Source organism: Arthrobacter sp. SDR-2R (assembly GCF_057747955.1).
Genome location: NZ_CM173231.1, coordinates 3,940,772 through 3,963,967 on the forward strand (window position 1 = coordinate 3,940,772; position 23,196 = coordinate 3,963,967).

At 64.7% G+C, this 23,196-nt stretch carries 20 protein-coding genes; 6 read left to right on the forward strand and 14 right to left on the reverse strand.

Going from position 1 to position 23,196, the window contains the following annotated elements:
• Positions 1–212 precede the first annotated feature (212 nt).
• The gene (locus tag AC3ANU_RS18200) at positions 213–1,031 is read left to right on the forward strand and encodes a YqjF family protein (RefSeq protein WP_488315027.1); all 819 of its coding nucleotides are present in this window, start codon (positions 213–215) and stop codon (positions 1,029–1,031) included.
• Between the two features lie 27 nt (positions 1,032–1,058).
• Here the strand turns inward: AC3ANU_RS18200 and AC3ANU_RS18205 are convergent, their stop codons facing one another.
• Entirely contained in the window at positions 1,059–1,379 is a 321-nt protein-coding gene (locus tag AC3ANU_RS18205; protein WP_018769623.1) for a hypothetical protein, read from the reverse strand.
• Positions 1,380–1,425: 46 nt separating this feature from the next.
• Complete coding sequence (locus AC3ANU_RS18210; protein WP_488315995.1) at positions 1,426–3,879, reverse strand: Tex family protein; 2,454 nt, start codon at positions 3,877–3,879, stop codon at positions 1,426–1,428.
• 137 nt (positions 3,880–4,016) lie between these two features.
• On the opposite strand from AC3ANU_RS18210, the gene AC3ANU_RS18215 reads away from it, so the two are divergent.
• Positions 4,017–4,334, forward strand: coding sequence for a hypothetical protein (locus tag AC3ANU_RS18215; RefSeq protein WP_018769621.1), 318 nt, complete (start codon positions 4,017–4,019; stop codon positions 4,332–4,334).
• Between the two features lie 251 nt (positions 4,335–4,585).
• Here the strand turns inward: AC3ANU_RS18215 and AC3ANU_RS18220 are convergent, their stop codons facing one another.
• The 4 genes from AC3ANU_RS18220 to AC3ANU_RS18235 form a co-directional block, all read right to left on the reverse strand.
• Complete coding sequence (locus tag AC3ANU_RS18220; RefSeq protein ID WP_488315028.1) at positions 4,586–5,656, reverse strand: alkene reductase; 1,071 nt, start codon at positions 5,654–5,656, stop codon at positions 4,586–4,588.
• Positions 5,657–5,776: 120 nt separating this feature from the next.
• Positions 5,777–6,565 carry a PKD domain-containing protein gene (locus AC3ANU_RS18225; RefSeq protein WP_043424992.1) on the reverse strand — a complete coding sequence of 263 codons (789 nt, stop codon included), beginning with the start codon at positions 6,563–6,565 and terminating at the stop codon, positions 5,777–5,779.
• A gap of 161 nt (positions 6,566–6,726) precedes the next feature.
• Positions 6,727–7,251: a DUF6318 family protein gene (locus tag AC3ANU_RS18230; protein WP_488315029.1), complete on the reverse strand. Its 525-nt coding sequence runs from the start codon at positions 7,249–7,251 to the stop codon at positions 6,727–6,729.
• Between the two features lie 342 nt (positions 7,252–7,593).
• The gene (locus AC3ANU_RS18235; protein WP_488315030.1) at positions 7,594–9,321 is read right to left on the reverse strand and encodes a purine-cytosine permease family protein; all 1,728 of its coding nucleotides are present in this window, start codon (positions 9,319–9,321) and stop codon (positions 7,594–7,596) included.
• A gap of 184 nt (positions 9,322–9,505) precedes the next feature.
• On the opposite strand from AC3ANU_RS18235, the gene AC3ANU_RS18240 reads away from it, so the two are divergent.
• Entirely contained in the window at positions 9,506–9,940 is a 435-nt protein-coding gene (locus AC3ANU_RS18240) for a pyridoxamine 5'-phosphate oxidase family protein (protein ID WP_026265824.1), read from the forward strand.
• 19 nt (positions 9,941–9,959) lie between these two features.
• The gene (locus AC3ANU_RS18245) at positions 9,960–10,403 is read left to right on the forward strand and encodes a very short patch repair endonuclease (RefSeq protein ID WP_018769616.1); all 444 of its coding nucleotides are present in this window, start codon (positions 9,960–9,962) and stop codon (positions 10,401–10,403) included.
• Positions 10,404–10,532: 129 nt separating this feature from the next.
• On the opposite strand, the gene AC3ANU_RS18250 is transcribed toward AC3ANU_RS18245, so the two are convergent.
• Positions 10,533–11,786 (reverse strand): glycosyl hydrolase, encoded by a 1,254-nt coding sequence (locus tag AC3ANU_RS18250; RefSeq protein WP_488315031.1) that lies wholly within the window; start codon positions 11,784–11,786, stop codon positions 10,533–10,535.
• A 228-nt stretch (positions 11,787–12,014) separates the two neighbouring features.
• On the opposite strand from AC3ANU_RS18250, the gene AC3ANU_RS18255 reads away from it, so the two are divergent.
• Positions 12,015–12,425, forward strand: coding sequence for an Hpt domain-containing protein (locus AC3ANU_RS18255; RefSeq protein WP_018769614.1), 411 nt, complete (start codon positions 12,015–12,017; stop codon positions 12,423–12,425).
• On the opposite strand, the gene AC3ANU_RS18260 is transcribed toward AC3ANU_RS18255, so the two are convergent.
• Entirely contained in the window at positions 12,398–13,162 is a 765-nt protein-coding gene (locus AC3ANU_RS18260; RefSeq protein WP_186447835.1) for a response regulator transcription factor, read from the reverse strand. The two genes, AC3ANU_RS18255 and AC3ANU_RS18260, sit on opposite strands and share 28 nt — an antisense overlap.
• 94 nt (positions 13,163–13,256) lie before the next feature.
• Here AC3ANU_RS18260 and AC3ANU_RS18265 point away from each other — a divergent pair, with 94 nt between their 5' ends.
• Positions 13,257–14,912 carry a sensor histidine kinase gene (locus tag AC3ANU_RS18265; RefSeq protein WP_488315032.1) on the forward strand — a complete coding sequence of 552 codons (1,656 nt, stop codon included), beginning with the start codon at positions 13,257–13,259 and terminating at the stop codon, positions 14,910–14,912.
• A gap of 19 nt (positions 14,913–14,931) precedes the next feature.
• Here AC3ANU_RS18265 and AC3ANU_RS18270 read toward each other — a convergent pair whose 3' ends face one another.
• From AC3ANU_RS18270 to AC3ANU_RS18295, 6 genes are all read right to left on the reverse strand, one after another.
• On the reverse strand, positions 14,932–16,185 hold the full coding sequence (locus tag AC3ANU_RS18270; RefSeq protein WP_186447836.1) for a 5-methylcytosine restriction system specificity protein McrC: 1,254 nt from the start codon (positions 16,183–16,185) through the stop codon (positions 14,932–14,934).
• Positions 16,172–18,403, reverse strand: a complete 2,232-nt coding sequence (locus AC3ANU_RS18275) for an McrB family protein (protein ID WP_268002643.1) — start codon at positions 18,401–18,403, stop codon at positions 16,172–16,174. Before AC3ANU_RS18275 ends, AC3ANU_RS18270 begins: the two co-directional genes overlap by 14 nt.
• A gap of 70 nt (positions 18,404–18,473) precedes the next feature.
• On the reverse strand, positions 18,474–18,731 hold the full coding sequence (locus tag AC3ANU_RS18280; protein ID WP_026265820.1) for a PLDc N-terminal domain-containing protein: 258 nt from the start codon (positions 18,729–18,731) through the stop codon (positions 18,474–18,476).
• An 83-nt stretch (positions 18,732–18,814) separates the two neighbouring features.
• The gene (locus AC3ANU_RS18285) at positions 18,815–19,231 is read right to left on the reverse strand and encodes an acyl-CoA thioesterase (RefSeq protein ID WP_268003354.1); all 417 of its coding nucleotides are present in this window, start codon (positions 19,229–19,231) and stop codon (positions 18,815–18,817) included.
• Positions 19,232–19,341: 110 nt separating this feature from the next.
• Positions 19,342–21,378, reverse strand: coding sequence for an ABC transporter ATP-binding protein (locus AC3ANU_RS18290; RefSeq protein WP_326498086.1), 2,037 nt, complete (start codon positions 21,376–21,378; stop codon positions 19,342–19,344).
• Between the two features lie 41 nt (positions 21,379–21,419).
• A complete protein-coding gene (locus AC3ANU_RS18295; protein ID WP_223995117.1) occupies positions 21,420–23,153 on the reverse strand; it encodes an ABC transporter ATP-binding protein in 1,734 nt (577 codons plus the stop codon).
• Between the last annotated feature and the right edge of the window lie 43 nt (positions 23,154–23,196).

Consider the following 23,196-nt stretch of genomic DNA (forward strand, 5'->3'; position numbering starts at 1 on the left):
GTTGCCCAGAAGTCCCGGCAGGGACCCCCCCCTTGCCATCAGGCTCTTCCGGCCCGGCCCGGCCCTTCCTTCGACAACACCACCCGGGGACCGGCAGCCTCAGTTAGGCTTCAAGCATGACGGGCACATCAGTGCGAACGTTGCTGAATTTCTCTGCCTAGATCAGTCCAGCGAGCCTATTCAGCCGGGCCAATCGAAGGAGCACATGGGCCTTGACCGGAAACTTGGGTGCCCCGGCAGTGTGGCCGCGGCCACCGGAACTTCCTGCGCCGGTATTCTCCGACCAGCGGTGGCTCGACGCAGTCTTCCTCCACTGGCGCATCACGGAGGAAGAGGCAGCAACTTTCATGCCCGATGGCGTCCGGCCGGACGTGTTCGACGGCAGTTCGTGGGTGGGCCTGATCGGTTTCCGCATGGAACAGGCGGGACTTGGACGCGGGCCGGGCATTCCCTATCTGGGGAGCTTCAACGAGGTCAACGTTCGGCTGTATTCGCGGGAACCAAATGGGACCCGCGGCGTAGTGTTCCTGAGCCTGGATGCGAACCGGCTGCCCGTCGTTCTGGCAACGCGAGCGGTGGGAATTCCCTACGTGTGGTCCCGTATCCGGCAAAGGCCGCCTTTTCCCGGCAGTAGCGTCGTCCGGCGCCAGCATGGCCACAGCGAGGTCGAGGCCGCCGCGATCACTGATGAATTTCCTGTGGGCTACTCCGTGCGCCGGTTCGGCAGCGCGGCGGCACGCAGCGACTTCACGGTGGTTCCCAGACTCCGCGCCGCCGCCGGCGATCCCCTGTCAGTCTTTCTGACCGCCAGGTTCGGCATGCATGGGCACTTCTTCGGAAGGACGGCCTTCATACCGAACACGCACCAAGCGTGGCCACTGTTCGGAGCTAATGTCCACCAGCTCAGCGACGGACTCATCAAAGCTGCCAGCATCAGTGTGGGCGGGCCGCCCGAGTCTGTCCTCTACTCGCCTGGAGTCCGGACCAGATTCGGCAGGCCACGCCTGGTCTGCGCCAGCGCCACCGGCTAAACCTCACGATCCGGCTGATGCAAACCTTTAGACGTCCTGCCAGCCCTGGCCTTCGCTGAAAGTACTCACCAGCGTGCCCACCCCCGCCTGCAGGGAGTTCGACGGGTCGAAGTACAAGGATGCCTCCGAGGCGCGGCTGTGGGTGATCAGCTGCTCAGCCTCGAGCTTCGCCTCGGGCACGGTAGCTCCGATAATTGCCGTACGGGCCGGGAGCTCGGGCGTGTGCACCACGTCGGCGCCGGTCTGGGTCAGCGGAACCGTGGTGCCGGTGTTGATCTCGTCGTGCGGGAACTCGAACTCGGCATCACCGGGAGCGGCAGGAACTGTGTACTCCAGGAAATAGGTCATACTCCACCCTTGCAGAAAAGCCGCCACTGCCAAAAGCCCTGATGGACTACTTGCCCAGGCCGGCCTTCCTGAGCGCCTCCGCCATTGCCGTGTTGACGGGCTGGGCTACAGGAGTGGGACGGCCACCACCCACGGTCCTGCCTGACGGCTGCTTCCCTGGCTGTTGCCGGTCCGGACGTCCACTGCGCTCACCCTTGCCGCCGCCCACTCCCCGGCGGTTGTCGTTCCCGCCCGGTCTCCCTGCCCCGGGCTTCGCCGAGCCGCTCCGCCCGGAACCTGCACCGCCGCTGGCCGGTTCGTCGTCGAGCCTTAGGGTCAACGAAATCCGCTTCCGCTCAGGATCAGCTTCCAGGACCTTGACCCTGACCACCTGACCGGACTTCACCACCTCGCGCGGATCGGACACAAAGCGGTTGGCCAGGGCGGAGACGTGGACCAGGCCGTCCTGGTGGACTCCGATGTCCACGAAGGCACCAAACGCCGCAACGTTGGTCACGGTTCCTTCGAGAATCATGCCCGGCAACAGATCAGCGATCTTTTCGATCCCCTCCGAGAAGGTGGCGGCGGCAAAGGCGGGCCGGGGGTCGCGCCCCGGTTTGTCCAGCTCAGCCAAGATGTCCCTGACCGTCGGCAGACCGAAGGTATCGTCAACGAACTTCTGTGGGTCCAGGGACGACGCCGGGGCCGCGCCGGCGGCCTTCAAAACCTTGCGCGCGACGGCGTATGCCTCCGGGTGCACGCTCGACGCGTCCAACGGCTCGGCTCCTCCGGAGATCCTCAGGAAGCCGGCACACTGTTCGAAGGCCTTCGCGCCCAGCCGCGGTACCTTCTTGAGGTCGGTGCGCTTGTTGAAGGGTCCGTGCTCGTTCCGGTAGGCCACAATGTTTTCGCTCAGCAAAGGACCGACGCCGGCCACCCGGCTCAGCAGCGCGGGCGAGGCGGTGTTGACGTCAACACCCACGGCGTTGACGCAGTCCTCCACGACGGCGTCCAGGCTGCGGTCCAGCTTCGACGCCGTCACGTCGTGCTGGTACTGGCCCACGCCGATGGATTTGGGGTCGATCTTCACGAGTTCGGCCAGCGGATCCTGCAGCCGCCGGGCAATGGAAACGGCGCCCCGGAGCGAAACGTCCATTCCCGGCAGTTCCGCGGCGGCGAGCGCGGAAGCAGAGTAGACGGACGCGCCAGCCTCGGACACCACGAGTTTCTGCGGTTTCCAGTCCACGTCCGGGAGGAGCTTGATCAGTTCGGCAGCCAATTTGTCCGTCTCGCGGGACGCCGTGCCGTTGCCGATGGCTACGAGTTCGACGGCGTGCTGCCGCGCCAACCGCACCAGGGTGGCCAGGGCGTCGTCCCACCTGCGTGCCGGGGCGTGCGGGTAGACCGTGTCTGTGGCCACCACCTTGCCGGTGCCGTCCACCACTGCGACCTTGACGCCCGTGCGCAGTCCGGGATCCAGCCCCAGCGTGGCGCGGTTTCCAGCAGGGGCGGCCAGCAGGACGTCGCGGAGGTTTGCTGCGAACACCCTGACCGCTTCGTCTTCCGCCGCCGCGAATAATCTTGCCCGGAGATCAGAGGTGAGGCGGGACAGCACGCGCGAGCGCCATGCCACCTGCGCGGTCTGCAGCAGCCAGGCGTCGGCGGGGCGGCCGCGGTCGGCGACCCCGAGGAACCTGGCCACGGCGGACTCGTAGCGGGCGCGGGCGGCGGTGAGGGCGGCCTCGTCCGATGGATCGGCTTCGGCGAGGTCCAGCTCAAGGATGCCGTCCTTCTCCCCGCGGAACAGCGCGAGGACCCGGTGGGACGGCATCCTGTCCGGCGCCTGGGCGAACTCAAAGTAGTCCGCAAATTTCTGGCCTTCTGCCTCTTTGCCCTTCTTGACGCGGGACACCATCCGGCCCTGGACCCACAGCCGGTCCCGCAAATTCGCTGCGAGGTCGGGATCCTGGGCCACCCTTTCCACCAGGATGGAGCGTGCACCTGCGAGCGCGGCGGCGGCGTCATCAACGGAATGCGCGCTGTTGAGGTACTTCGCGGCCTCGCGGTCGGGATCCAGGTCCGGCCGCTTCAAGAGTGTGTCCGCGAGCGGCTCCAGGCCTGCTTCCCGGGCGATCTGGGCCTTCGTCCGCCGCTTGGACTTGAACGGCAGGTAGATGTCCTCAAGCCGCGACTTGGTGTCCGCCGCCAAGATTGCCTTGCGCAGTTCCGGCGTCAGCTGGCCTTGCGCTTCGATCGCGTCGAGGACGGCACGACGGCGGTCCGCCAGCTCCCGGAGGTAGCGGAGCCGTTCGTCGAGGTCGCGGAGTTGGGTGTCGTCCAGCGTCCCGGTGGCTTCCTTGCGGTACCGGGCGATGAACGGAACTGTCGAGCCGCCGTCGAGCAATTCAACTGCAGCCTTCACTTGCCAGGCCTTGACCCCCAGCTCAGCAGCGATCTGGGCAAAGAGTTGGTCCTCCCCTGATGCGCTGGGGCGGACGGAAGCGGCGGAAGGTCCTGGCATTTGGGTCACCAGAACATCTTGCCTTACCGGCCTGCGGGGCTCCACCGCCGCCGTACTCGCTGAGGCGCCATAGGGAGAAGCAGGTATTCCCCTGGGACGCGCAAAGTGCTGTAGTGGACTAGCCATCACTGGCACCCATGCTCGAGGAAGAGGCCACCATGCGGGAATTGCTGGTTGTGTTTCAGGACGGGTTCGACGAAGCGAACGTCACCGTGACCGTGAACGGGAAGGCTGTGCGCAGGGATGTGGGGATTTCCACGAATCCGCTTCTCGGCATCGCGTCAGAGGTCTCGGTAGAGCTGCCGGCCAAGGGTGCCCAGGTGGGCGTTGAGGTCACCAACCGTGGGCTGAAAGCCATCACCAAGGTCAGCGGCAGGCCCAAGAGTGTGCTGGTGTCCATCGAGGACGGGCGCTTGGTGATGAAGGAAGGGACCGGCCGGGAAGCCGTGCTCTAGCGCTTTTTCCTTGCGGCAAAACTGGCTCTGGTAAGAGTCCATTCGTTGGAGTAGCATCTGATCACCGCCGGCATCCGATGGAGTCCGGCGGGCCACATAATTCTTCAGCTGTGAGGTCGTCGGATGACCTTCCGGTGTTGCTGCCCGGGACCAGCACCCCAGACAGCCAACGACGGCGGCACCCATGATGGGTGCCGCCGTCGTCGTTTTGTTCGACTCGGCCGATCCGCCGCTCAGCCCTGGTAAGCCGCTCAGCCCTGGTAGGCCGGGTAATCCGTGTAACCGGTGGCGCCTTCGGCGTAGAAGGTGGAGGCGTCGGGCTCGTTCAGCGGAAGGCTTTCCTTCCAGCGGCGGGCAAGGTCCGGGTTAGCGATCGCGGGGCGGCCCACCACCACGGCGTCCGCATGGCCCTCAGCCACCAGGCTCACGGCTTCTTCCCGGGTGGTGACCACGCCGAAGCCTGTGTTCACCAGGAAGGTGCCGCCGAAGCGTACGCGAAGGTCCTGGACAAGTTCGCCGGCAGGTTCGTGGTGCAGGATGCTCAGGTAGGCGAGGTTGAGCGGCGCAATGCTGTCCACGAGGACTTCGTACGTAGCACGAACATCCGCGGCGTCGGTCTCGGCAATGCCCTGGACGTTGTGCTCCGGGGAAATGCGCAGGCCCACCCGGTTCGCGCCGAGGGCGGCAACCACTGCGTTGACCGTTTCGATCACAAAACGGGCGCGGTTCTCGGGTGATCCGCCGTAGCTGTCGGTCCGGATGTTGGAATTCGGCGCTAGGAACTCGTGCAGGAGGTAACCGTTGGCCGAGTGCAGTTCCACACCGTCGAACCCTGCCTCAATTGCGTTCAGGGAGGCGTTGACGATCTCCTGGATGACGACGGGGAGTTCGTCGGTGGTCAGTGCCTGCGGCACCGGGTAGGGCTTCTTGCCGGCCGGCGTCCGGACGTCGCCGTCAATCGCTACGGCACTGGGGGCGACGATGTGCAGACCGCCGGTGATGTCAGGGTGCGAAACCCGGCCGCCGTGCATGATCTGGGCGAACATGCGCCCGCCTTCGGCGTGGACGGCATCCGTAACCTTTTTCCACCCTGCAACCTGCTCCTGGGTGACGATGCCCGGCTGGCCGGGATAGGCCTGTCCTGCGGGGGTGGGGTAGGTGCCCTCGCTGACGATGAGGCCAAGGGACGAGCGCTGGCGGTAGTGCTCGACGACGAGCGGGCCCGGGATGCCTTCCTGGCCGGCGCGGAGGCGGGTCAGGGGTGCCATCACCAGCCGGTTGGGAAGTTCAAGTTCGCCGAGGGTGAGTGGGGAAAACAGCATGCGCAGTTCCTTTCGAAGGCTGAAGACGTACTGCCTTTGCCAACTGTGGGGCGCGTGCAACTATTCCGGACTTTCGCTGGTGCGATGGGGATCACAGCCAGTTCTGCCCTGCTTTTGAACCTACCGTGGCGCTCCGGCACCCGGACAGCCCTGCCCCTGGGGATTGGCGTTGCAGTCGTCGGCGTAGTTGCGGGTGAGCGAGCGCCAGACGCTGATCCCTTGCGGGGGCGCGCTGAACTGGCCCTGGCCGGGTATCGGAAGGGGTGGACCGGAGTTCACCGAATAGGTGCCTTGGAACGAGGTTGTCAGCACCACCTGGAAATCGCCGGTGGATGCGTAGGCGTGGCTGGTCCGGGTCTTCTCGCCCCACCTGTCCTGCGGCAAGGCGCCGCCCATTGACGGCTGGGGGCCGAAAACCGTGCCGTCCCCGTAGTTCCAGGTGTATTGGACGGGTGTCGCCACCACGTGTACCTGTTGGCCGAACATGGTGATGTCGAACTGCTGTTCAATCGCTTCCGCGTAAAAGTTCGTCTCCGCGCCCCGGAGGGTATTGGGGCTGGGCTGCGCCACAACCTTCCCCGCGTTGACCGGCAGGTTCTGGAACTGACGCTGGATATCGGCGGCGATCCGGGGCAGGAGGTCCTCGGGCTTCGGATCGTAAAGGCAGGTGGGTCCTGAGTGATGCGCCCAAACCGCGCCGGGTACGCCCCGCGGCCGCGACAGCCACACGACCGGAATGCCCTTGGCACCGTCCTCCCGGTCCTTGCAGTCGAGCTGGCGGGCAAGACAAGGGGTGTCAAAGTCTCCTCCGCCGAGGTGGCATTGGAGCTCGTACTTGTACTCGTTGGGGTCGGTGCTTACAGTCCCAGGTTCAGCACGACTAAATTCGCCAGTACCGGGATCAGGCACCCAATTATCAGCCCCTACGCGAACTCCGGTGTTCACAAAGCCCCCGCCGATCCGTGGCTTCGAGTCCGAAGTGTCTTCTGCATAGGCAGTCAAAAAAGACGTAATCAAAAGCACCACACAGCAGGCGAGGACTGCGAGGGCCTTGCCTAGGTAGGCCATGGCTATCGGGTCAGCCCAAGGTCGTTGACCACCCATGCTGCGTCGGCGAACTTCACCATCGCGACGCTTCCCGCATTTGTTGCGGCTGTCTTCTCTTGATAGAGGCTTCCGTCGTGGTTATGGATAGCCAGTTCTTTCTGAAGTACTTGTAGAACCACCTGCATAGAGCCGTTGGTGGAAGGCTTGGCGGTAGCAACCGGAACTTCTATTTGGCCGCCAGAAATCCACTTACCTTCAGCCCAAGCAGCTTCGATATCGTCAACGAGACCCCGACAGAAGGTGCATTCAGCTTTGGAAAGCTTCGATAGAGCAACAGTGTCACCCGTCTCATATGCATAGCTCAGGACGGAGAACCAATACTTAGAAAATGCCTCTGCCCCTTCTTTCGTTTCCGTCTTGGCTACTTCCGGCAACACGGGAACCGGCACGTTTTGGGCGGGGCCGGACGCGTCGGCTGGCTTATAGACGGCGCTGGGTGTGGGGGTGGGAGTCGGCGTGGTGCTGGCTGTGGGCGTCTCGGCCGCCACGGGGGACGAAGTGCCGCCCGGCCCCGGAGAGCCCCCGGAATTGCAGCCGGACAGAGCCAGTGAAAGACCAATAACAAGGGCTGCTGCCCCGGACCGCACAGCGCGGGACGTAAAGATGTTCTGTGATGTCATGGGCCGCTGTACCCCCAGTAAATTTCAAGACGGCTTGCTCCGGACAGTGAGTTAAGGGTAGCCCACGTCACAATTCGGCGACCGAACTTATCCACAGGCGGACCCGGTTCCGTTTCTACCATCCGGAATGCGACAGAAGAAGTCATAAAGGAAGCCGGCACACCACGTGCACCGGCTTCCTTTTTGTAATGACCGCCAGAACTAAAGCGCCTATTTTCCGGCCGGGAGCACCAACTCCCCTGTCTTGTCCGTCGACAAGGCGAGCGAAGAAACGTACTGGATACCGCCGTCGGGAGCGTCCTGCGCGGAACGCACCATGTCCGGCCGCTCGAATTCCAACCCCGTCACGTGGCACAGGAGCTTGGCGTCGCTCGGGTTCCCATCGGCGTCGAACATGGGCAGATCAATGCCGTCTTCGGTGCGGCGAAGATAAAACCTCCCGCGGGTCAGCACAGCGAGAACCGGTGGCAGGACCAGCGCCAGGCCAACCGCGAAAATGGGCGAGTACGGCTGGATTGCGGCACCGAACGCACCAAAGAACACGGCAATGGAAACTCCTGCGGACACCAGCATGGACACGAATCCGACCGGGTTCACGGCGTACAGCATGCCGCGGCGGAACTCCGGCACCTTCGGCGAGATCTTCAGCAGGTACTTGTTGATGGCGATATCGGACGCCACCGTGACCACCCAGGCCATGGCGCAGTTGGCGTAGAAACCGAGGATGGTATTGAGGAAATCGAACATGTTCGCTTCCATCAGAACCAGCGCAATCAGCAGGTTCACCACGACGAACACCATCCGGCCCGGGTACGTCTTAGTGATGCGCGTGAACGAGTTGGTCCACGCCAGGGAGCCCGAATAAGCGTTCGTGACGTTGATCTTAATCTGCGAGATGACCACCAGCACCACGGCCAGCGTCATGGCCAGCCAGGCCGGCATCATCTCCTGGTAGACGCCCAGGAACTGGTGCACGGGCTCATTGGCCGTGGCAGAGGCGGCGGGGTCCAGTGTGGCGATCAGGTAGATGGCGATAAACAGTCCCACAATCTGCTTGATCGCCCCAAAGATCACCCAGCCCGGACCGGCAAGGATCACCGCACGCCACCAGGCTCCCTTGTTGGCCTCGGTACGCGGCGGCATGAACCGGAGGTAGTCGATCTGCTCGGCGATCTGCGCCATCAGGGACAGGCACACTCCGGCTGCGAGCATCACGGACGCCAGGTTCGGTCCGCCATCGCCGGACGCACCCGTGTACGCGAAGAAGCTGTCGATGCTCTCCGGATGGGACATCAGCAGGTAGCCCACGGGAACCACCATCAGCAGCAGCCACAGCGGAGTGGTCCACACCTGAAGTTTGGCCAGGGTGTTCATCCCATAAATCACCAGCGGGATGATGATCACGGTGGAGGCGGCATACCCCAGCCACTGCGGGACGCCGAGCCCGAGCTCCAGGCCCTGCGCCATGATGGAGCCCTCCAGCGCAAAGAAGATGAAGGTGAAGGTCGCGAAAATAACGTTCGTGACCACCGATCCGTAGTAGCCAAAGCCGGAACCGCGGGTGATCAGGTCCAGGTCGATGTTGTACCGGGCCGCGTAGTAGGCCAAGGGGAATCCGGTGGCGAAGATGACGACGGCTGCCACCAGGATCCCCAGGATCGCGTTGACAGTGCCGTACGAGATCCCGATGTTCGCGCCGATCGAGAAGTCCGCCAGGTAGGCGATGCCGCCCAGCGCGCTCGTTGCCACCACTCCTGCACTCCACTTGCGGTAGGAGCGCGGCGCGAACCGCAGCGTGTAGTCCTCCAGGCTTTCCTTGGTGGCGTTCAGCGCCGCGGTGTTGCCTGCCGTCGGGGTTGCCGGGGAATGTCCGACGACGGCGGCACCGGATGGTGCCGCCGGTTCCAGTAATTGCGTTGTATCTGTGTCGTTGCCCATTAGGTGCGTCGCTTTCGTTTGCGTTTAGCCATCACGGCCCTGCGTGCGACGCTATCCAGCAGGAAAGACAGTCCGGTCACAAGCCTGTTTCGGAAGTGTTAAGCCTTGACGGACCTGTCACAAACAGGCGGAGATGGGTACAAAGCCTCTGGCGCATTTCTACTGCGAGTAGAACAATGGCCGCATGATGTTTGAACACGCGGACGGCAATCCCGTCCTGGAACTCGATGACGAGCAGTCCTGGCGCCTGCTGGCGGCAACGCAGCACGGGCGGCTGGTGGTTTCTGTTGCGGGGGAACCGGACATTTTCCCGGTGAATTACGTGACCTCAAACCGGAAGGTCTACCTGCGCACGGCGCCGGGAAACAAACTCGCGCAACTGACGATCAACGCCCAGGTGCTGTTCGAGACCGACGGCATCCTATCGCAGGAGGCCTGGTCGGTTGTCCTGAGGGGCACAGCGCGTGTGCTCAGCAATTCGGATGAGCTCGCAGCCATTGAGGAGCTTGGCCTGAAGACCTGGGTTCCAACACTCAAGGACTTCTACGTGGAGATCGAACCGAAGTCCGTCAGTGGCCGGCACTTCGTGTTCGGCGAACAGCCGGAACGGGAGATCTAACCGCTCCTAGACTGGAAGGATGGCGGACAGGTCCACTGCAGACAAGCTCACCCCAGAGCAGCGCAGCTGGAACATGTCCCGGATCCGCGGCAAGAACACCAAACCCGAGCTTCTGGTCCGCAGGTTGCTGCACGCCAAGGGCTATCGGTACCGCCTGCACGGCAGGTCCGGCGGCACCAAACTGCCGGGAAATCCGGATCTCGTCTTCGCCGCCCGGCACAAGGTGATCTTCGTCAACGGCTGCTTCTGGCATTTCCATGACTGCAGGGTGGGCCTGCACGCTCCGAAAGCCAACGCCGAGTTCTGGGCCGCCAAACGCACCCGGACGCGAGAGCGCGACGAAGGTCAGCGCCGGCAGTTGGAAGACGCCGGCTGGGAAGTGCTGACAGTCTGGGAGTGCGAGCTGAAGGACCGTTCAGCCCTCGAAACCCAGTTGGTGAACTTCCTGGACGCCGGCGGCTGACGCAGGAATTCTTGAGGAAATCTTTAGCCGCTGCCGGCACTGTCCTTGATCCTGGCGAGGCAGGATGAACGGGTTGCCGCGATCAGGCAGCACGCCACTGGCAGTTTAGGAGCGGCTATCCCGTATCCCCTAGCTTCTCCGGGCCAACAGGGCGGACTTGAAGGCGGATGCCGACGAGTCACTGCTGTTGATGCGCCAGTCCGTTTCCTTCTGCAGATGGAACCAGACGAAGCCCATCACGTCCGGCTGCGCGGCCAGATAAGACACCAGGTCCGTGTTCCAGGCGGCTTTGGAACCACCCAACTCACTGGACGCTGTCTCCGCGATCAGGACGGGTTTTCCGGGTGCCAGGGTGCGGAGCTGGGAGATGCCGGGGCCAAGGAGATCCACCGGGGAAACCCAGCTGCTCCAGGTTTGGGACGTGCCCCAGTTGTAGCCGTCCAGCGCCACGATGTCCACGTAACCTGCCCCCGGGTACAGGCCGGCCATGTCGGTCGAGCCCCAGTAGGGCACGTTCGGGGACCAAACCCACTGGACATTGGCGGCACCCGTCGCGGCGACAACGTCGTGCACATGACGCCAAGCGGCCACATAGTCTCCGGGCTGGTTGCCGTTGACGCCCTCGGCCCACGGATACCAGTTGCCGTTCATCTCGTGCGCAAAGCGCAGCATGACCGGCTTGCCCCAGGCCGCCAGCGACTGGCCCCACTGGGTGATATGTGCGTCGAAGTCACCGGCAGCCACCCGGTCAAGCGAATAGGCCGGCTGTTCCACCCCGCCGCCCCAAACCCACGGCTCCCAGGTCACCAGGGGCGTGGCACCCCGCGAGCGCACCGCATCCATCTCGGTGATTGGCGGAGACTGCAGGAAATCCTTGTAGATCATGACCATCGAGGGACTTTCCCCGGCCAGGGTGGCCACCTCGTCAAGCTCGGTGCCGGCCAGCGCTCCCCCGGCGGTTGCCACTCCGAAGCGCAAGGGAGCCGTGCTGACTGTGGGCGGCTGCGGGGCGGGCGCTGGTGCCGGAGCCGGAGCCGGAGCCGGGGCAGCCTGAACCACGAAAATCGCGGAAGCCTTGATGGACGAGGTCTTGGCAGTGATGGTGAGGTTTCCGGTTGACGCCGCTGGAATGGTTATCCCCGTACTGAAAGCACCCGTCGATGTGGTCTGGAACGCGAAGGTCGTGGAACCCACAATCACTGTCCCGGTAGTGGAGACCTTGAACCCTGTTCCGGTAACGGTCACCGCGGAACCGGCCGGACCGGAAGCCGGGTTGAGCGTAACTTGAGGTGAAGTGGCTGCGCTGGCCGGCTGGATTATGGACACGGCCAAACCAGCCACGATTAAGAGCGCGGCAAATAAGGTCCTGAGCGTTCGGAACACGGCAATCTATCCCCAGATTGAAGGCGGTTTTGGGCCGCTGTTGACGTCAATGCGGAAAGCACTGGCCTTGATCCTATGGGCAGCAAACCGCACTCCCATCAAGAAAACCACAATTCTTGCCGAGTCTTCTGCAAGGTAAAGGGAACGGTCCTAACCTGAAAAAAGACGAAGCACCTCCGCATTACCACCCTGTTTTCCGAGTCAGCAATTCCAGCAGAAAGGAGTGTCATGAGCACTTCAGATGATGCGCCCAGGCCGCTGGTAGACCAGTCCGTCCTGGACCGGCTGCGGGAAGAGCTTGAGGAGGAAGAAGGCTACAGCAGGGTCTTCGTGGGGAACTTCATCGAGTACCTGCCACAACGGCTGGCCCGTTTGCGGCTTGCCCTGACCACCGGAGACCTCGACGGATCGATGGATGCCGTCCTCAGCTTGAAGACCTCAAGCCAGATGGTTGGAGCCGAGCGGCTGGCGGGGCTTGCCCTGGAACTGGAGAACGAGATCCGGGCCGAGGCGCGACACGCTGACATGACGGTGGCATTGCCCAGGCTGGCAGCCGCGTACCTGCGGCCCATCACCCAGTGCAGCAGGCAAACCACGCACCGGCTGCAGGCTCAGTGCTGCCCGGGCGCCAAGCGATAACCCACTCCGCGGACTGTTTGCAGCCACCGCGGCTGCTGCGGCGAGTCGCCCAGCTTTTTGCGCAGGTTTCCCATGTGGACCTCGACGGAACGTTCGTCGGCCTCGCTGATGTAACTGCCGACGTCGTAATCCTCATCCCGAAGCCTGCGCACCAGGTCGGACTTGGTCCGGACCGTCCGGCCGGCTTCCAGGAGCGCGTACAGGAGTTCGAACTCCGTTCGGGTCAGGTTCATCTCTTTGCCGTCGACGGCCACCGTGCGGGACGCGTAGCTGAGTTCCAGCCCGTTGTGGCTGAAGTTTCCACGCTCGGGGTGGGCGGTTCCGTCTTGGGAAGCATCCACCGTTACCTCGCCGGGCTCGGGAACGGAGCGTGGCCGCCGCATCATGGCCGCGACGCGGGCGCGCAATTCGCGCGGCCGGAACGGTTTGGTGAGGTAGTCGTCCGCACCCGACTCGAGCCCGATCAGGGTGTCCAGTTCCTCGGTGCGGGCCGTGAGCATCACGATGTAGGCATCCGAAAACTCGCGGATCTGCCGCGACACCTCGAATCCGTCGATGTCCGGCAACCCCAGGTCCAGGGTGATGACGTCAGGATTCAGGCTCTTTGCCATCAGGACGCCCTCCGCGCCGCCGCTGGCGACCGAGACGTCGAATCCAGCCTGGGTCAGCACAGTGCGAACCAGTTCCCGAATGTCGTGGTCATCCTCGATGACCAGACCCACACGTGCCTCACTCATAGAGCCCCCTCAGTGCCAACGTCAGAAGTATAGCTGGCTGCGGATATCCTGCTGGTATGGCCCTGCAAACCCCCACATCCGCGTCTTCCACCCCATGAGCGACCCCACAGCCTGGTCCTCCGGACGGCTGCGGTTTTTCAAGCGGCCCTTTCACGAGTACCGGCTGACGGACCGGGTGGCCATGAGCCAGATGCCGTTGTTCGTGACCACCATCCTGACGGCCCTGCTGGTCTGGGCGTTCTTCCCGGACACCATGGACAACCCCCTTTTCGTCACGTTCCTCATCTCCCAGCTGGCGATCATGGCGCTGTGCTACCTCATCCCCTGGGAGCGGCTGCCCTACACCAGCTTCCTGGCCATCCCGCTGCTGGACTTCATCTCGATCGCCGCCGGCCGGGAGGGCGGACAGGAAAGCCTCGCGGGTATCAGCCTGCTGGCCGTGTTCCCGGTCATCTGGCTCTGCGCGTCGGGCTACTACCCGCGGGCCGCCTTGTGGCTCTCCTTCCTGGGACCGCTGGCCATTATCTGGGTGCCGTTGCTCGTGAAGGGAAACTACACGCCACAGGACTTTGCCCGGTCGCTCCTGCTGCCGGTCATGATGCTGGGCATTGGCGTCTCAGTGAGCGTCCTGACCCTGAGCATGATGCGCCAGCAGACGCAGCTGGAGGAGAAAGACGAGCAGCTGAGGGCCAACCTGCGCATCAGCAAGCGCCAGGAGGCCCTGTTAAACACCGTGCTGGAAACCGTGCACCTGGGCGTCCTTGCCGTCGACGCCGACGGCCACGACGTCCTGATGAACCGGAAACAGCGCGCCAACCATGAACTGGCCAGGCCAAAGAATATCGCGGACCCCAACGAGTCACAGCTGCTGGTCTTCGGCCCTGACCGCAAGACGCTGGTCGCCGTGGAGGAGCGGCCGGTCCGCCGGGCTGTCCTGGGGGAAACCTTCACCGATTACCTCGTCTGGCTGGGCGAGGGGAAAGAACAGCGGGCCTTTGTCACGACGGCACGCGCCATGAAGGATTCCGATGGCAACCTCGGCGGCTCCGTCATCGTCTTCAGCGACGTCACGGACCTGGTGAACGCGCTCACCGCCAAGGACCACTTCGTCTCCAGCGTCTCCCACGAATTCCGCACGCCATTGACCTCCATCCTCGGGTACGTGGAGATCCTTCTGGCCGATGAGCTGGAAGGGCCGCAGCGCGAGATGCTGGAGATCATCCGCCGGAACTCTGAGCGGCTCCTGACCCTGGTGTCGGACCTGCTGTCCAGCAGGAACGGCCAGTTGATCGTCACGCCCCACGCCGTCGATGTGGCCGAACTCGTGCGCAGCAGCGTCTCCTCCGCGATGCCGCGGGCCGCCGCCGCCGGCGTCGAACTGCGGGCCGAAACCCCGGAGCGCCTGGAAGCTCACGTGGACAGCGCCCGGATCTCCCAGGTCCTGGACAACCTGGTGTCCAATGCCATCAAGTACTCACCGGACGGCGGCGAGGTGGTGGTGTCGCTGGCGCAGGAGGACGGCCACGTGGCCTGCCGCGTCACCGACACCGGCATGGGGATGAGCCCGGAGGACGCCTCCGAAGTGTTCGCCAAGTTCTTCCGCACCAGCAGCGTCCGCCGCACCGCCATCCCCGGCGTGGGCCTGGGCCTGCCCATCAGCAAGGCGATCGTCGAGGCACATGGCGGCACCATCGGCGTCGACAGCACGCTGGGTGAAGGGACCACCTTCATGTTCCGGGTGCCGGTGTAGCGGCCCCGCGCCCGCGGGGTTACCTGGCCGGGCCTGCGGGGGCAGGACGCGGGTGGGAAACCACCTCGCCCCAGGACTGGCGGGCGAGGTCCCTGACGGAGGCAAGGATGGCCGACGGCGGCTGGCTGAGATCCAGCGGGAACTCCACGATGTCGATATCGGTGTTAAGGATGCGGCGGAGTTTCATTTCGCCCTTGCCGGCATAGACGAGCCAGGCGGTGGGTACGGCCAGCGCCGTGCAGTGCGCCAGCATCTGGTAATGGTCTGCGGTGAGGGACGCACCGGCGTCCGACGCGGCCCGGTACTTGGCGTTGTACGCCACCACCGGCCGCCCACCCAGCAGGTGGACAGCATCCGGGCGCACGGACAGGCGGTCCGAGTCGCGCACCGCCTCGCTGAGGAGGGCGTTGTACCGCAGCCGAAGCTCCCCCGGATACGCGGCCATCGCCGCCCGCAGTGCGGTTCCCACGAAGTCCCCGAACACCTGGGCCATGTCCACCACGAACGAGGCCGTCCGCTGCCTGCCCTCCCCCGCTTCCGCGGACGCGTTGCGCAGGATCAGCTCCGCCAGGCGCAGCACGGCGTGGTAGCGCAGGTTCATCCTGGTGGGCTTCCACGGCGGCACCGGCGCCCCGGACGGAAGGCGTGTGACGGCGTCGAGCTTTCCCTTCAGCTGCCGCAGCCTGCCCAGCACCTCCGGCCGTACCCCCGGCACCTGCCCCATCCGCTCCAGCGCAGCGCGCAGGATCCGGTTTTCCGCGATGTCCTCGGTGAACTCGTCGTAGGAGACCTCCAGGGGAACCAGCATCCCGGGACGGCGGGAGATCTGGTCCGAAATCCGGATGCGTCCCTTGACCGTCCGCAGCGACTCGTCCACGGTGAGGTAGCCCTGCAGGACACCACGGCCCAGGGCCCGTTCGGCCAGCTGCGCCAGCGACTCGGCCAGGGCGCTCCACAGGTCCCGGTCCTCGTCAGCGGCCACCAGGTCCGGCCGGAAGCCCTGATCCCCCGCATAGCTGAGGAGGAAGAGGAGCCGGCTGAGCCCCAGCCTGTCCTTGGGCCGGACGTCCAGCTGGAGCGTGGGGGTCCGGACGGAGCCCACCTTGCCCACCGGTTCAATCCGGTACAGCCCCATGCCCATGGGGGATGCCTTGGCCAGCCCGCTGGAGTTCAGGAAGGAAGCACTTGGCGCGTCCAGCCGTTCCACCAGGCCGCCTGACAGCTCGTCCAGGACCAGGTGCCGCACGGACGCCCGGGGATCAGCGCGCTGCAACGCGTCCCAGCAGCTGGTCCAGCCCGAAGCGCTCCTCCAGCTGCGCCCGCGTGAGCTGGCCGTGGTAGTGCTCCTGCAGCAGCGGCATCAGCTCATACTTCCAGATCCGGCGGAGCCCGGCCGGGGTTTGGGCCGCCGGCTTCATGAAGTAGGACGGCCCGATCATCAGGTCCCGGTCCCACTCGTCGATGGCACCGTTCAGCGCATCCAGCAGCAGCGCCGGGGTGGTGTCCAGCTGCCGGGCCTGCAGGAACCGGAGCAGGGAGCCCTTGACCGGCTCGGTCTGCGGGTGCAGCTCAATGAAGGAGAACCGGCGGCGGATGGCTGCGTCCATCATGGCGATGGAGCGGTCCGCAGTGTTCATGGTGCCGATGATGTAGAGGTTGTCCGGCAGCGTGAACGGTTCGTTGGGGCTGTACTGCAGGTAGATCCGGTCGTCGCGGTATTCCAGCAGGAAGTACAGCTCGCCGAACACCTTGGCCAGGTTGGCGCGGTTCATCTCATCGATGATCAGGAAGTACGGCTTCTTCTCGTTCCCGGGCTTGGCGGCTTCCTCGGCCAGGCGGCGCAGCGGGCCAGCCACCAGCTTGAAGGACACCTGGCCCTCGTCCGTCTTGTCCGGCCGGTAGCCCTCGAAGAAGTCCTCGTAGGCATAGGACGGGTGGAACTGGACCAGCTTGACGCGCTCGTCGGTGGTGTCGTCTGCCAGCTCGGCGGCGAGGTGCTTGGCCAGGTAGGTCTTGCCGGTGCCCGGAGGGCCGTAGAGGACCAGCTGGCGGTTCTCCTCCAGCAGGTCCGCGATCTCCTGGAGCGGTTCCAGCTCCATGTGCAGCGACGCCGCGAATTCCTGCGTCAGCGGGCGGAAGCCCTCCTGGACAGGCTGGACGACGGCGGCACCGTCAGTGTCGCCGTCGGGCTCGGTTTCCGCCTCGGCAGGCAGCAGCGCCTGCAGCGCCTGGACCACCCGGGTCACGTCCACCACGATGCCGGGGGTGGCGAGCTGGCGCTGGACGTGCCGGGGAAGGCTGGTGGTGGTGTGCCCGTCGTCGAACCAGCGCACCTTACGCCGCAGCCGGCGGTTGTCGTCGTTGTACTCGGGCTCCCCCAGCACGCCGCCCAGCCGGACAGTTCCGGCGTGCTGGTAGAGCACCAGGTCACCCGGTTTCATGACGGTCAGGAAGGCAAACACCGCAGTCTTGGTGTCCTCGCGTTCCACGTAGCCAAGGTGTTTGTAGTCCTCGTCCACGGCGTGCTGGACCAGGCCGGCGGTGACGCCGGGGTCCAGGTGCCGGAGATGTTCGACGTCGAGGGTCACCTTTTCCTCGCCGTGCCAGGCCGTGAGCAGCTCGGCGTGGTCGCTGTGCGTGCGGAGCAGCCAGGCCCGCCGGCCGGGGTCGCCCACTTTGCGCCACTGGCTGACCAGCTGGCGGGAGTACCAGTCCGTGCGCTGGCCCGCCTGATCGTCCAGGTGCAGCCGGATGCGGTGGATGTCCGCCGTGATGTCCTCTTCGCTGTCGCCGTTGGCCCCGCCCACCAGCGACGCGAACGCGTCCCGGATTTCCTGCCGCTCCACGTCCGCCACCACCGGCTCGAAGTAGCTGGGCCAGGCCAGGAACTCAATGCTGCGGCGGATGGCGGGCTGATCGTCGGGAGTTGATGCAGCGAGGCGGTGGAACTGCACGGGGTCCTTGATGGCCGCCTGCACCACGCTTGCCGGCCGCTGCGCAACGTTCTGCACAAACCGGCACAGCCACTTCAGGTGGTCCCAGATGGTCCAGTTGAATTCGGCGGTCCGGTCGCGGATCACGCCGTGGTCCGTCATGCCGGCGTACAGCTCCTCGGGAAGCTCCAGCGGCGGCTCAAGCCAGCCCGCGGCCTCGGCCACGCGGGCGCGCTTGACCTTCAACGACTTCACTTCGTGGGCCAGCGGAAGCGACTGCAGGAACAGCAGCTCCACGGCCAACTGCTTGGCCCCGCGGGTGGCGCCCTCCAGGTTCTCGCGGAGGTTGGTCATCATCGGGGCCTTGGAGTCGGCGATGCCCCGGTCCAGGCGGTCGAGCAACTCCGCGGCCGCCGGAACCGACCAGGTCCGGGTGCGGCCGTCCAGGGGTGAAGCCTTGCCTTGGAGACCGGGCCCCAGCACGAACCACGCCGCATCCTCGATCTCCTTGGAGATGCCGAGGGCGCGGGTCATGGCAACAGTGGCAGTGGGGGTCATGCCTCCAAATTTACAGGGTCAAGCTGGGCGGCCGCTCCAAACCGTCCGGCCGCCCATCCGCCATGCCGGGCTAAATGCCGGTGGCGGGCCGCTTCCTGCCGAAGACGAAGTACCCCATGGGGCCGATGAAATTGATGAACGAGGCCGCCCGCCAAACAGCCTTTGGGCCGTTAATCAGCTCGGCGGGCCTGCGCGAGATGTCCCGTTGGGCGGCAACCAGCAGGGACACCTGCATGATCGCGGTAAGGATGATGCCCGCCCTGCCGGATGGGGACATTTCCTTCCATGTCTTCTTGTTCCGGCGGCCATGGGTCTTGTTCTTGGCCATCTTGTTTTTAGCCATCGGGGCTTCCTTTCACCGTTCGCTGGTTGTTCCAGTCCAGTGTGTCCAGACCGGCCCTGTCCAGAGGCTTACTGCCTGTAGGGGGCCATCCGTTCCTTTTGTTCCTGGCTGAGTCTCTGCACCCGGCCGGTCGTTTCGTCCACGAACGCCAGGTGGCTGCTCGCCTTCACGCAGTCCTCGCGGGTGACGGGGTCCTGGAGCAGGTAGTGGATATCGAAGCTGGCTCCCTTGACGGCGCCGATCCAGAGCTGCACCACCGCCGGAATGTTGCGGTACTCCAGCGTCCGGACGTAGCGGATCCTGTGATCCACCACCAGCGCCATGGTTCCGGCCGGAACGTCGTTGAACAGCGATACCGGCGGCTCCACACCGGGCAGACCCGCGCCCCGGGGCGGCCCGAAGGCGGCGATCCTTGCCTCCTCCAGCATCCTGACGATCTGGACATTGTTGATATGGCCGTAGGCGTCCATGTCTCCCCAGCGCATCGGCACCAGGACCTCAATGCGCTTACCGCCGTCCGGCCCGGCCCCTTCCGCGGCCTCCCGTCCGTCTTCCTGCCGCTGCAGCTGCTGGGCTGCCTCGGCCTGCTGGGCGCTCAGCTGCGCACCGCCGTCGAATCGTCCACCGGTACTTCTCCGGCATCTGCACCCGCGAACTGTGACATGTAGAGGCGGTGGTAGGCGCCCCGGGCATCGAGCAGCAGCTGGTGGTTGCCCTGTTCCACGATTTGTCCGTTTTCCATGACCAGGATGGTATCGGCATCGCGGATGGTGGAGAGCCGGTGGGCGATGACGAAGCTCGTGCGGTCCGAGCGCAACGCGGCCATGGCCTTCTGCACCAGGAGTTCGGTGCGGGTGTCCACGGAACTGGTGGCCTCGTCCAGGATCAGCAGCGAGGGGTTCGCCACGAAAGCACGGGCGATGGTGATGAGCTGTTTCTCGCCGGCGCTGACGTTGTTGCCCTCCTCGTCAATCACGGTGTTGTAGCCCTCGGGCAGCGCCCGCACGAAGCGGTCCACGAAGGTGGCCTTCGCGGCGGCCATCACCTGCTCGTGCGTGGCGTTGAGGTTGCCGTAGCGGATGTTGTCGTAGATGGAGCCGCCGAACAGCCACGCGTCCTGGAGGACCATACCCACTTTGGAGCGCAGCTCGGAGCGGCTGAGGTGCGTAATGTCCACGCCGTCGAGCATGATGGAGCCGGCGTTGAGCTCGTAGAACCGCATAACCAGGTTCACCAGCGTGGTCTTGCCGGCGCCCGTGGGCCCCACAATCGCCACTGTGTTGCCGGGCTCTGCCGTGAAGGACAGGTTCTCGATGAGCGGCTTGTCCGGGGTGTAGCTGAAGGTGACGTTCCGGAAGTCCACATGCCCGTCGGTCTTCGGCGGCAGGTGTTCGGTGGCGGTCTCGGCGTCCTGTTCGTCGGCGTCCAGGAATTCGAAGACGCGCTCGGAGGATGCCACGCCGGACTGCAGCATGTTGGCCATGCCCGCCATCTGGCCCAGGGGCTGGGTGAACTCACGGGAGTACTGGATGAACGCGGTGGCATCACCCAGGGACATGGCGCCGGATGCCACCCGCAGGCCGCCCACCACTGCGATGCCCACGTAGCTCAAGTAGGAGACGAACTGCATGACGGGGAAGATGATTCCGGACACGAACTGCGCCCCAAAGCTTGCCTTGTAAAGGGCCTCGTTGCGTTCCTCGAACCGGGCCAGCATGTCCGCATCGCGGCCGAAGACGCGGACCAGGTCGTGCCCGGAAAAGGACTCCTCGATCTGGCCGTTCAATGACCCGGTGTTCTTCCACTGGGCAGCAAAGAGCTTCTGGCTCCGGACTCCGATCAGGCCAGCGGCCACCCCGGACAGCGGAAGCGCGATCAGGGCAATCAGGGCCAACTGCCAGGAGACGATGAACATCATGATCACGATGCCCACCACGCTCAGCACGGAATTGACCAGTTGGGCGAAGGCCTGCTGGAGTGCCTGCTGGATGTTGTCGACGTCGTTGGTCACCCGGGACAGCACGTCGCCGCGCTGCCGGGTGTCGAAGTAGTTCAGGGGAAGCCGGTTCAGCTTGGCCTCGGTGTCATCGCGCAGCCGCCGGATGACCTTCATGACGATCCGGTTCAGCACGTACCCCTGCAGCCACATGAAGATGTTCGCCACGAAGTACATGAGCAGCACGATGGCGATGAGCATGGTGAGCTTGTCGAAGTTGATGCCGGTGCCGGGCACAAGTTCCATGCGGGCCACCATGTCCGCAAAGTTGTCCTGCCCCTGCTGCCGGAGGCCGGCAACGAACTGCTCCTTGCTGGCCCCGGCGGGAAGTTGTTTGCCAACCACCCCGGCGAAGATCACGTCCATGGCCTGGCCCAGGATCTTGGGGGCGATGACGTTGAGGACCACGGAGATGACCACCAGCCCCACCACGGCATAGATGCCCAGCGCTTCGGGCTTCAGCAGCCCCATGAGACGTTTGGCAGACGGCCAGAAATGCTCGGCTTTCTTGGCCGGCATGGCACCGAACATGCCGCCGTCGGCTTCGGTGGGCTGGAACTCCTCTTCGACGTAGTCGTCATCCTCCGGCTGCCCTGCGCCCGGTTGTGCCTCCCCCGCGGGCGGCTGGACGGACATTGGCGTCTCTTCCACGGGACTGGAGTCCTTCTTGCGCGGGCTCATGCCACTTCCTCCACACTCAGCTGGGATTCGACGATTTCCTGGTAGGTGGGTGAGGTTTCCAGTAGTTCCTCATGGGTTCCACGGTCAACGATCCGCCCGTTGTCCAGGACCAGGATCTGGTCAGCCTCGGTAATGGTGGAGATCCGCTGGGCCACGATGATCACCGTGGCGTCCGAGGTGGTGCGTTTGAGGGCGGCACGGAGCCGGGCGTCGGTGGCAACGTCCAGGGCGGAGAAGGAGTCGTCAAACAGGTAGACGCGCGGTTTGGTCACCAGCGCGCGGGCGATGCACAGGCGCTGGCGCTGGCCGCCGGAGACGTTGGTGCCGCCCTGCGAGATCCGGGAATCGAGTCCGTTCTTCTTTTCCCGGACAAATGATTCACCCTGGGCTGTCCGGAGCGCATCCCACAGTTCCTGGTCGGTCGCCTCGGTCTTGCCGAACCGGAGGTTGTGCCCGATGGTGCCGGAGAACAGGTAGGGACGCTGCGGCACCAGGGCGACGCGTTTGGTGATCTCCGCGCGGTCCAGCCTGTCCACCGGGACGCCGTCAAGCAGCACCTGGCCTTCTGCGGCGTCGTACAACCGCGGCAGGAGGGAAAGGAGGGACGTTTTGCCGGCACCGGTTGACCCAATGATGGCGATGGTCTGGCCGGGGCGTGCAGTGAAGCTGATGTTGCTGAGCACCGGGGACTCGGCTCCCGGGTAGGCAAACGTGACGTTGCGGTACTCAACCACGCCTTGCAGGGAGGCCGGGGCTTCGGGACGCTCGGGGTCGTGGATGGAAGGTTCGACGCCGAGCACCTCGCCGATGCGGTCAGCACAGACTGAGGCGCGCGGGATCATCATGGCCATGAACGTGCCCATCATGACGGCCATCAGGATCTGCAGCAGGTACTGCAGGAATGCGGTCAGCGAACCCACCTGCATGGCACCGGCGTCCACCCGCTGCCCGCCAAACCACAGCACAGCGGCAGTGGACAGATGCAGGATCATGCTGATGGCCGGGAACATCAGGACGAACAGGGCGCCGATGCGGAGGGAGACGTCCGTGAGTTCCTTATTGGCGCCACCGAACCGGTCCGTCTCATACGGTTCGCGGACGAAGGCCCGGACCACGCGGATACCGATGATCTGTTCGCGCAGGACGGCGTTGATCCGGTCGATCTTCCGCTGCATGGAGCGGAACAGCGGCATGAGGCGGACCACCAGGTACCCCACCACCACGGCCAGCAGCGGGACGGACACCCACACCAGCCAGGAGAGGTTGATGTCCTCACGCAGCGCCATGATGATGCCGCCGATGCACATGATGGGGGTGGCGACCATGAAGTTCAGCGCCATCAGCAGGAGCATCTGCACCTGCTGGACATCGTTGGTGCCGCGGGTGATGAGCGTGGGAGCGCCGAACGCGTTGACGTCCTTGGCGGAGAAGCTGGTGACTTTGCGGAACACCGCGCGGCGCAGGTCGCGGCCCACCGCCATGGCCGTCCTGGAGCCGAAGTAGACGCCGGCAATGGCCGCAGCTATCTGGGCGAAGGCCACCAGGAGCATCACTGCACCGGTGCGCCAGATGAAATCGGTGTCTCCGCGGGCCACCCCTTCGTCAATGATCTGCGCATTCAGGCTGGGCAGATACAGGGCGGCAATGGTGGACGCGAGCTGGAAAACGAGGACAGCCAGGATGTACGGCAAATACGGTTTGGAGTAGCGCCGTATAAGGGTGAGGAGCATGGACTCAACTCTAGTGATGCCCACCGACATTGGGTCCCCTTGG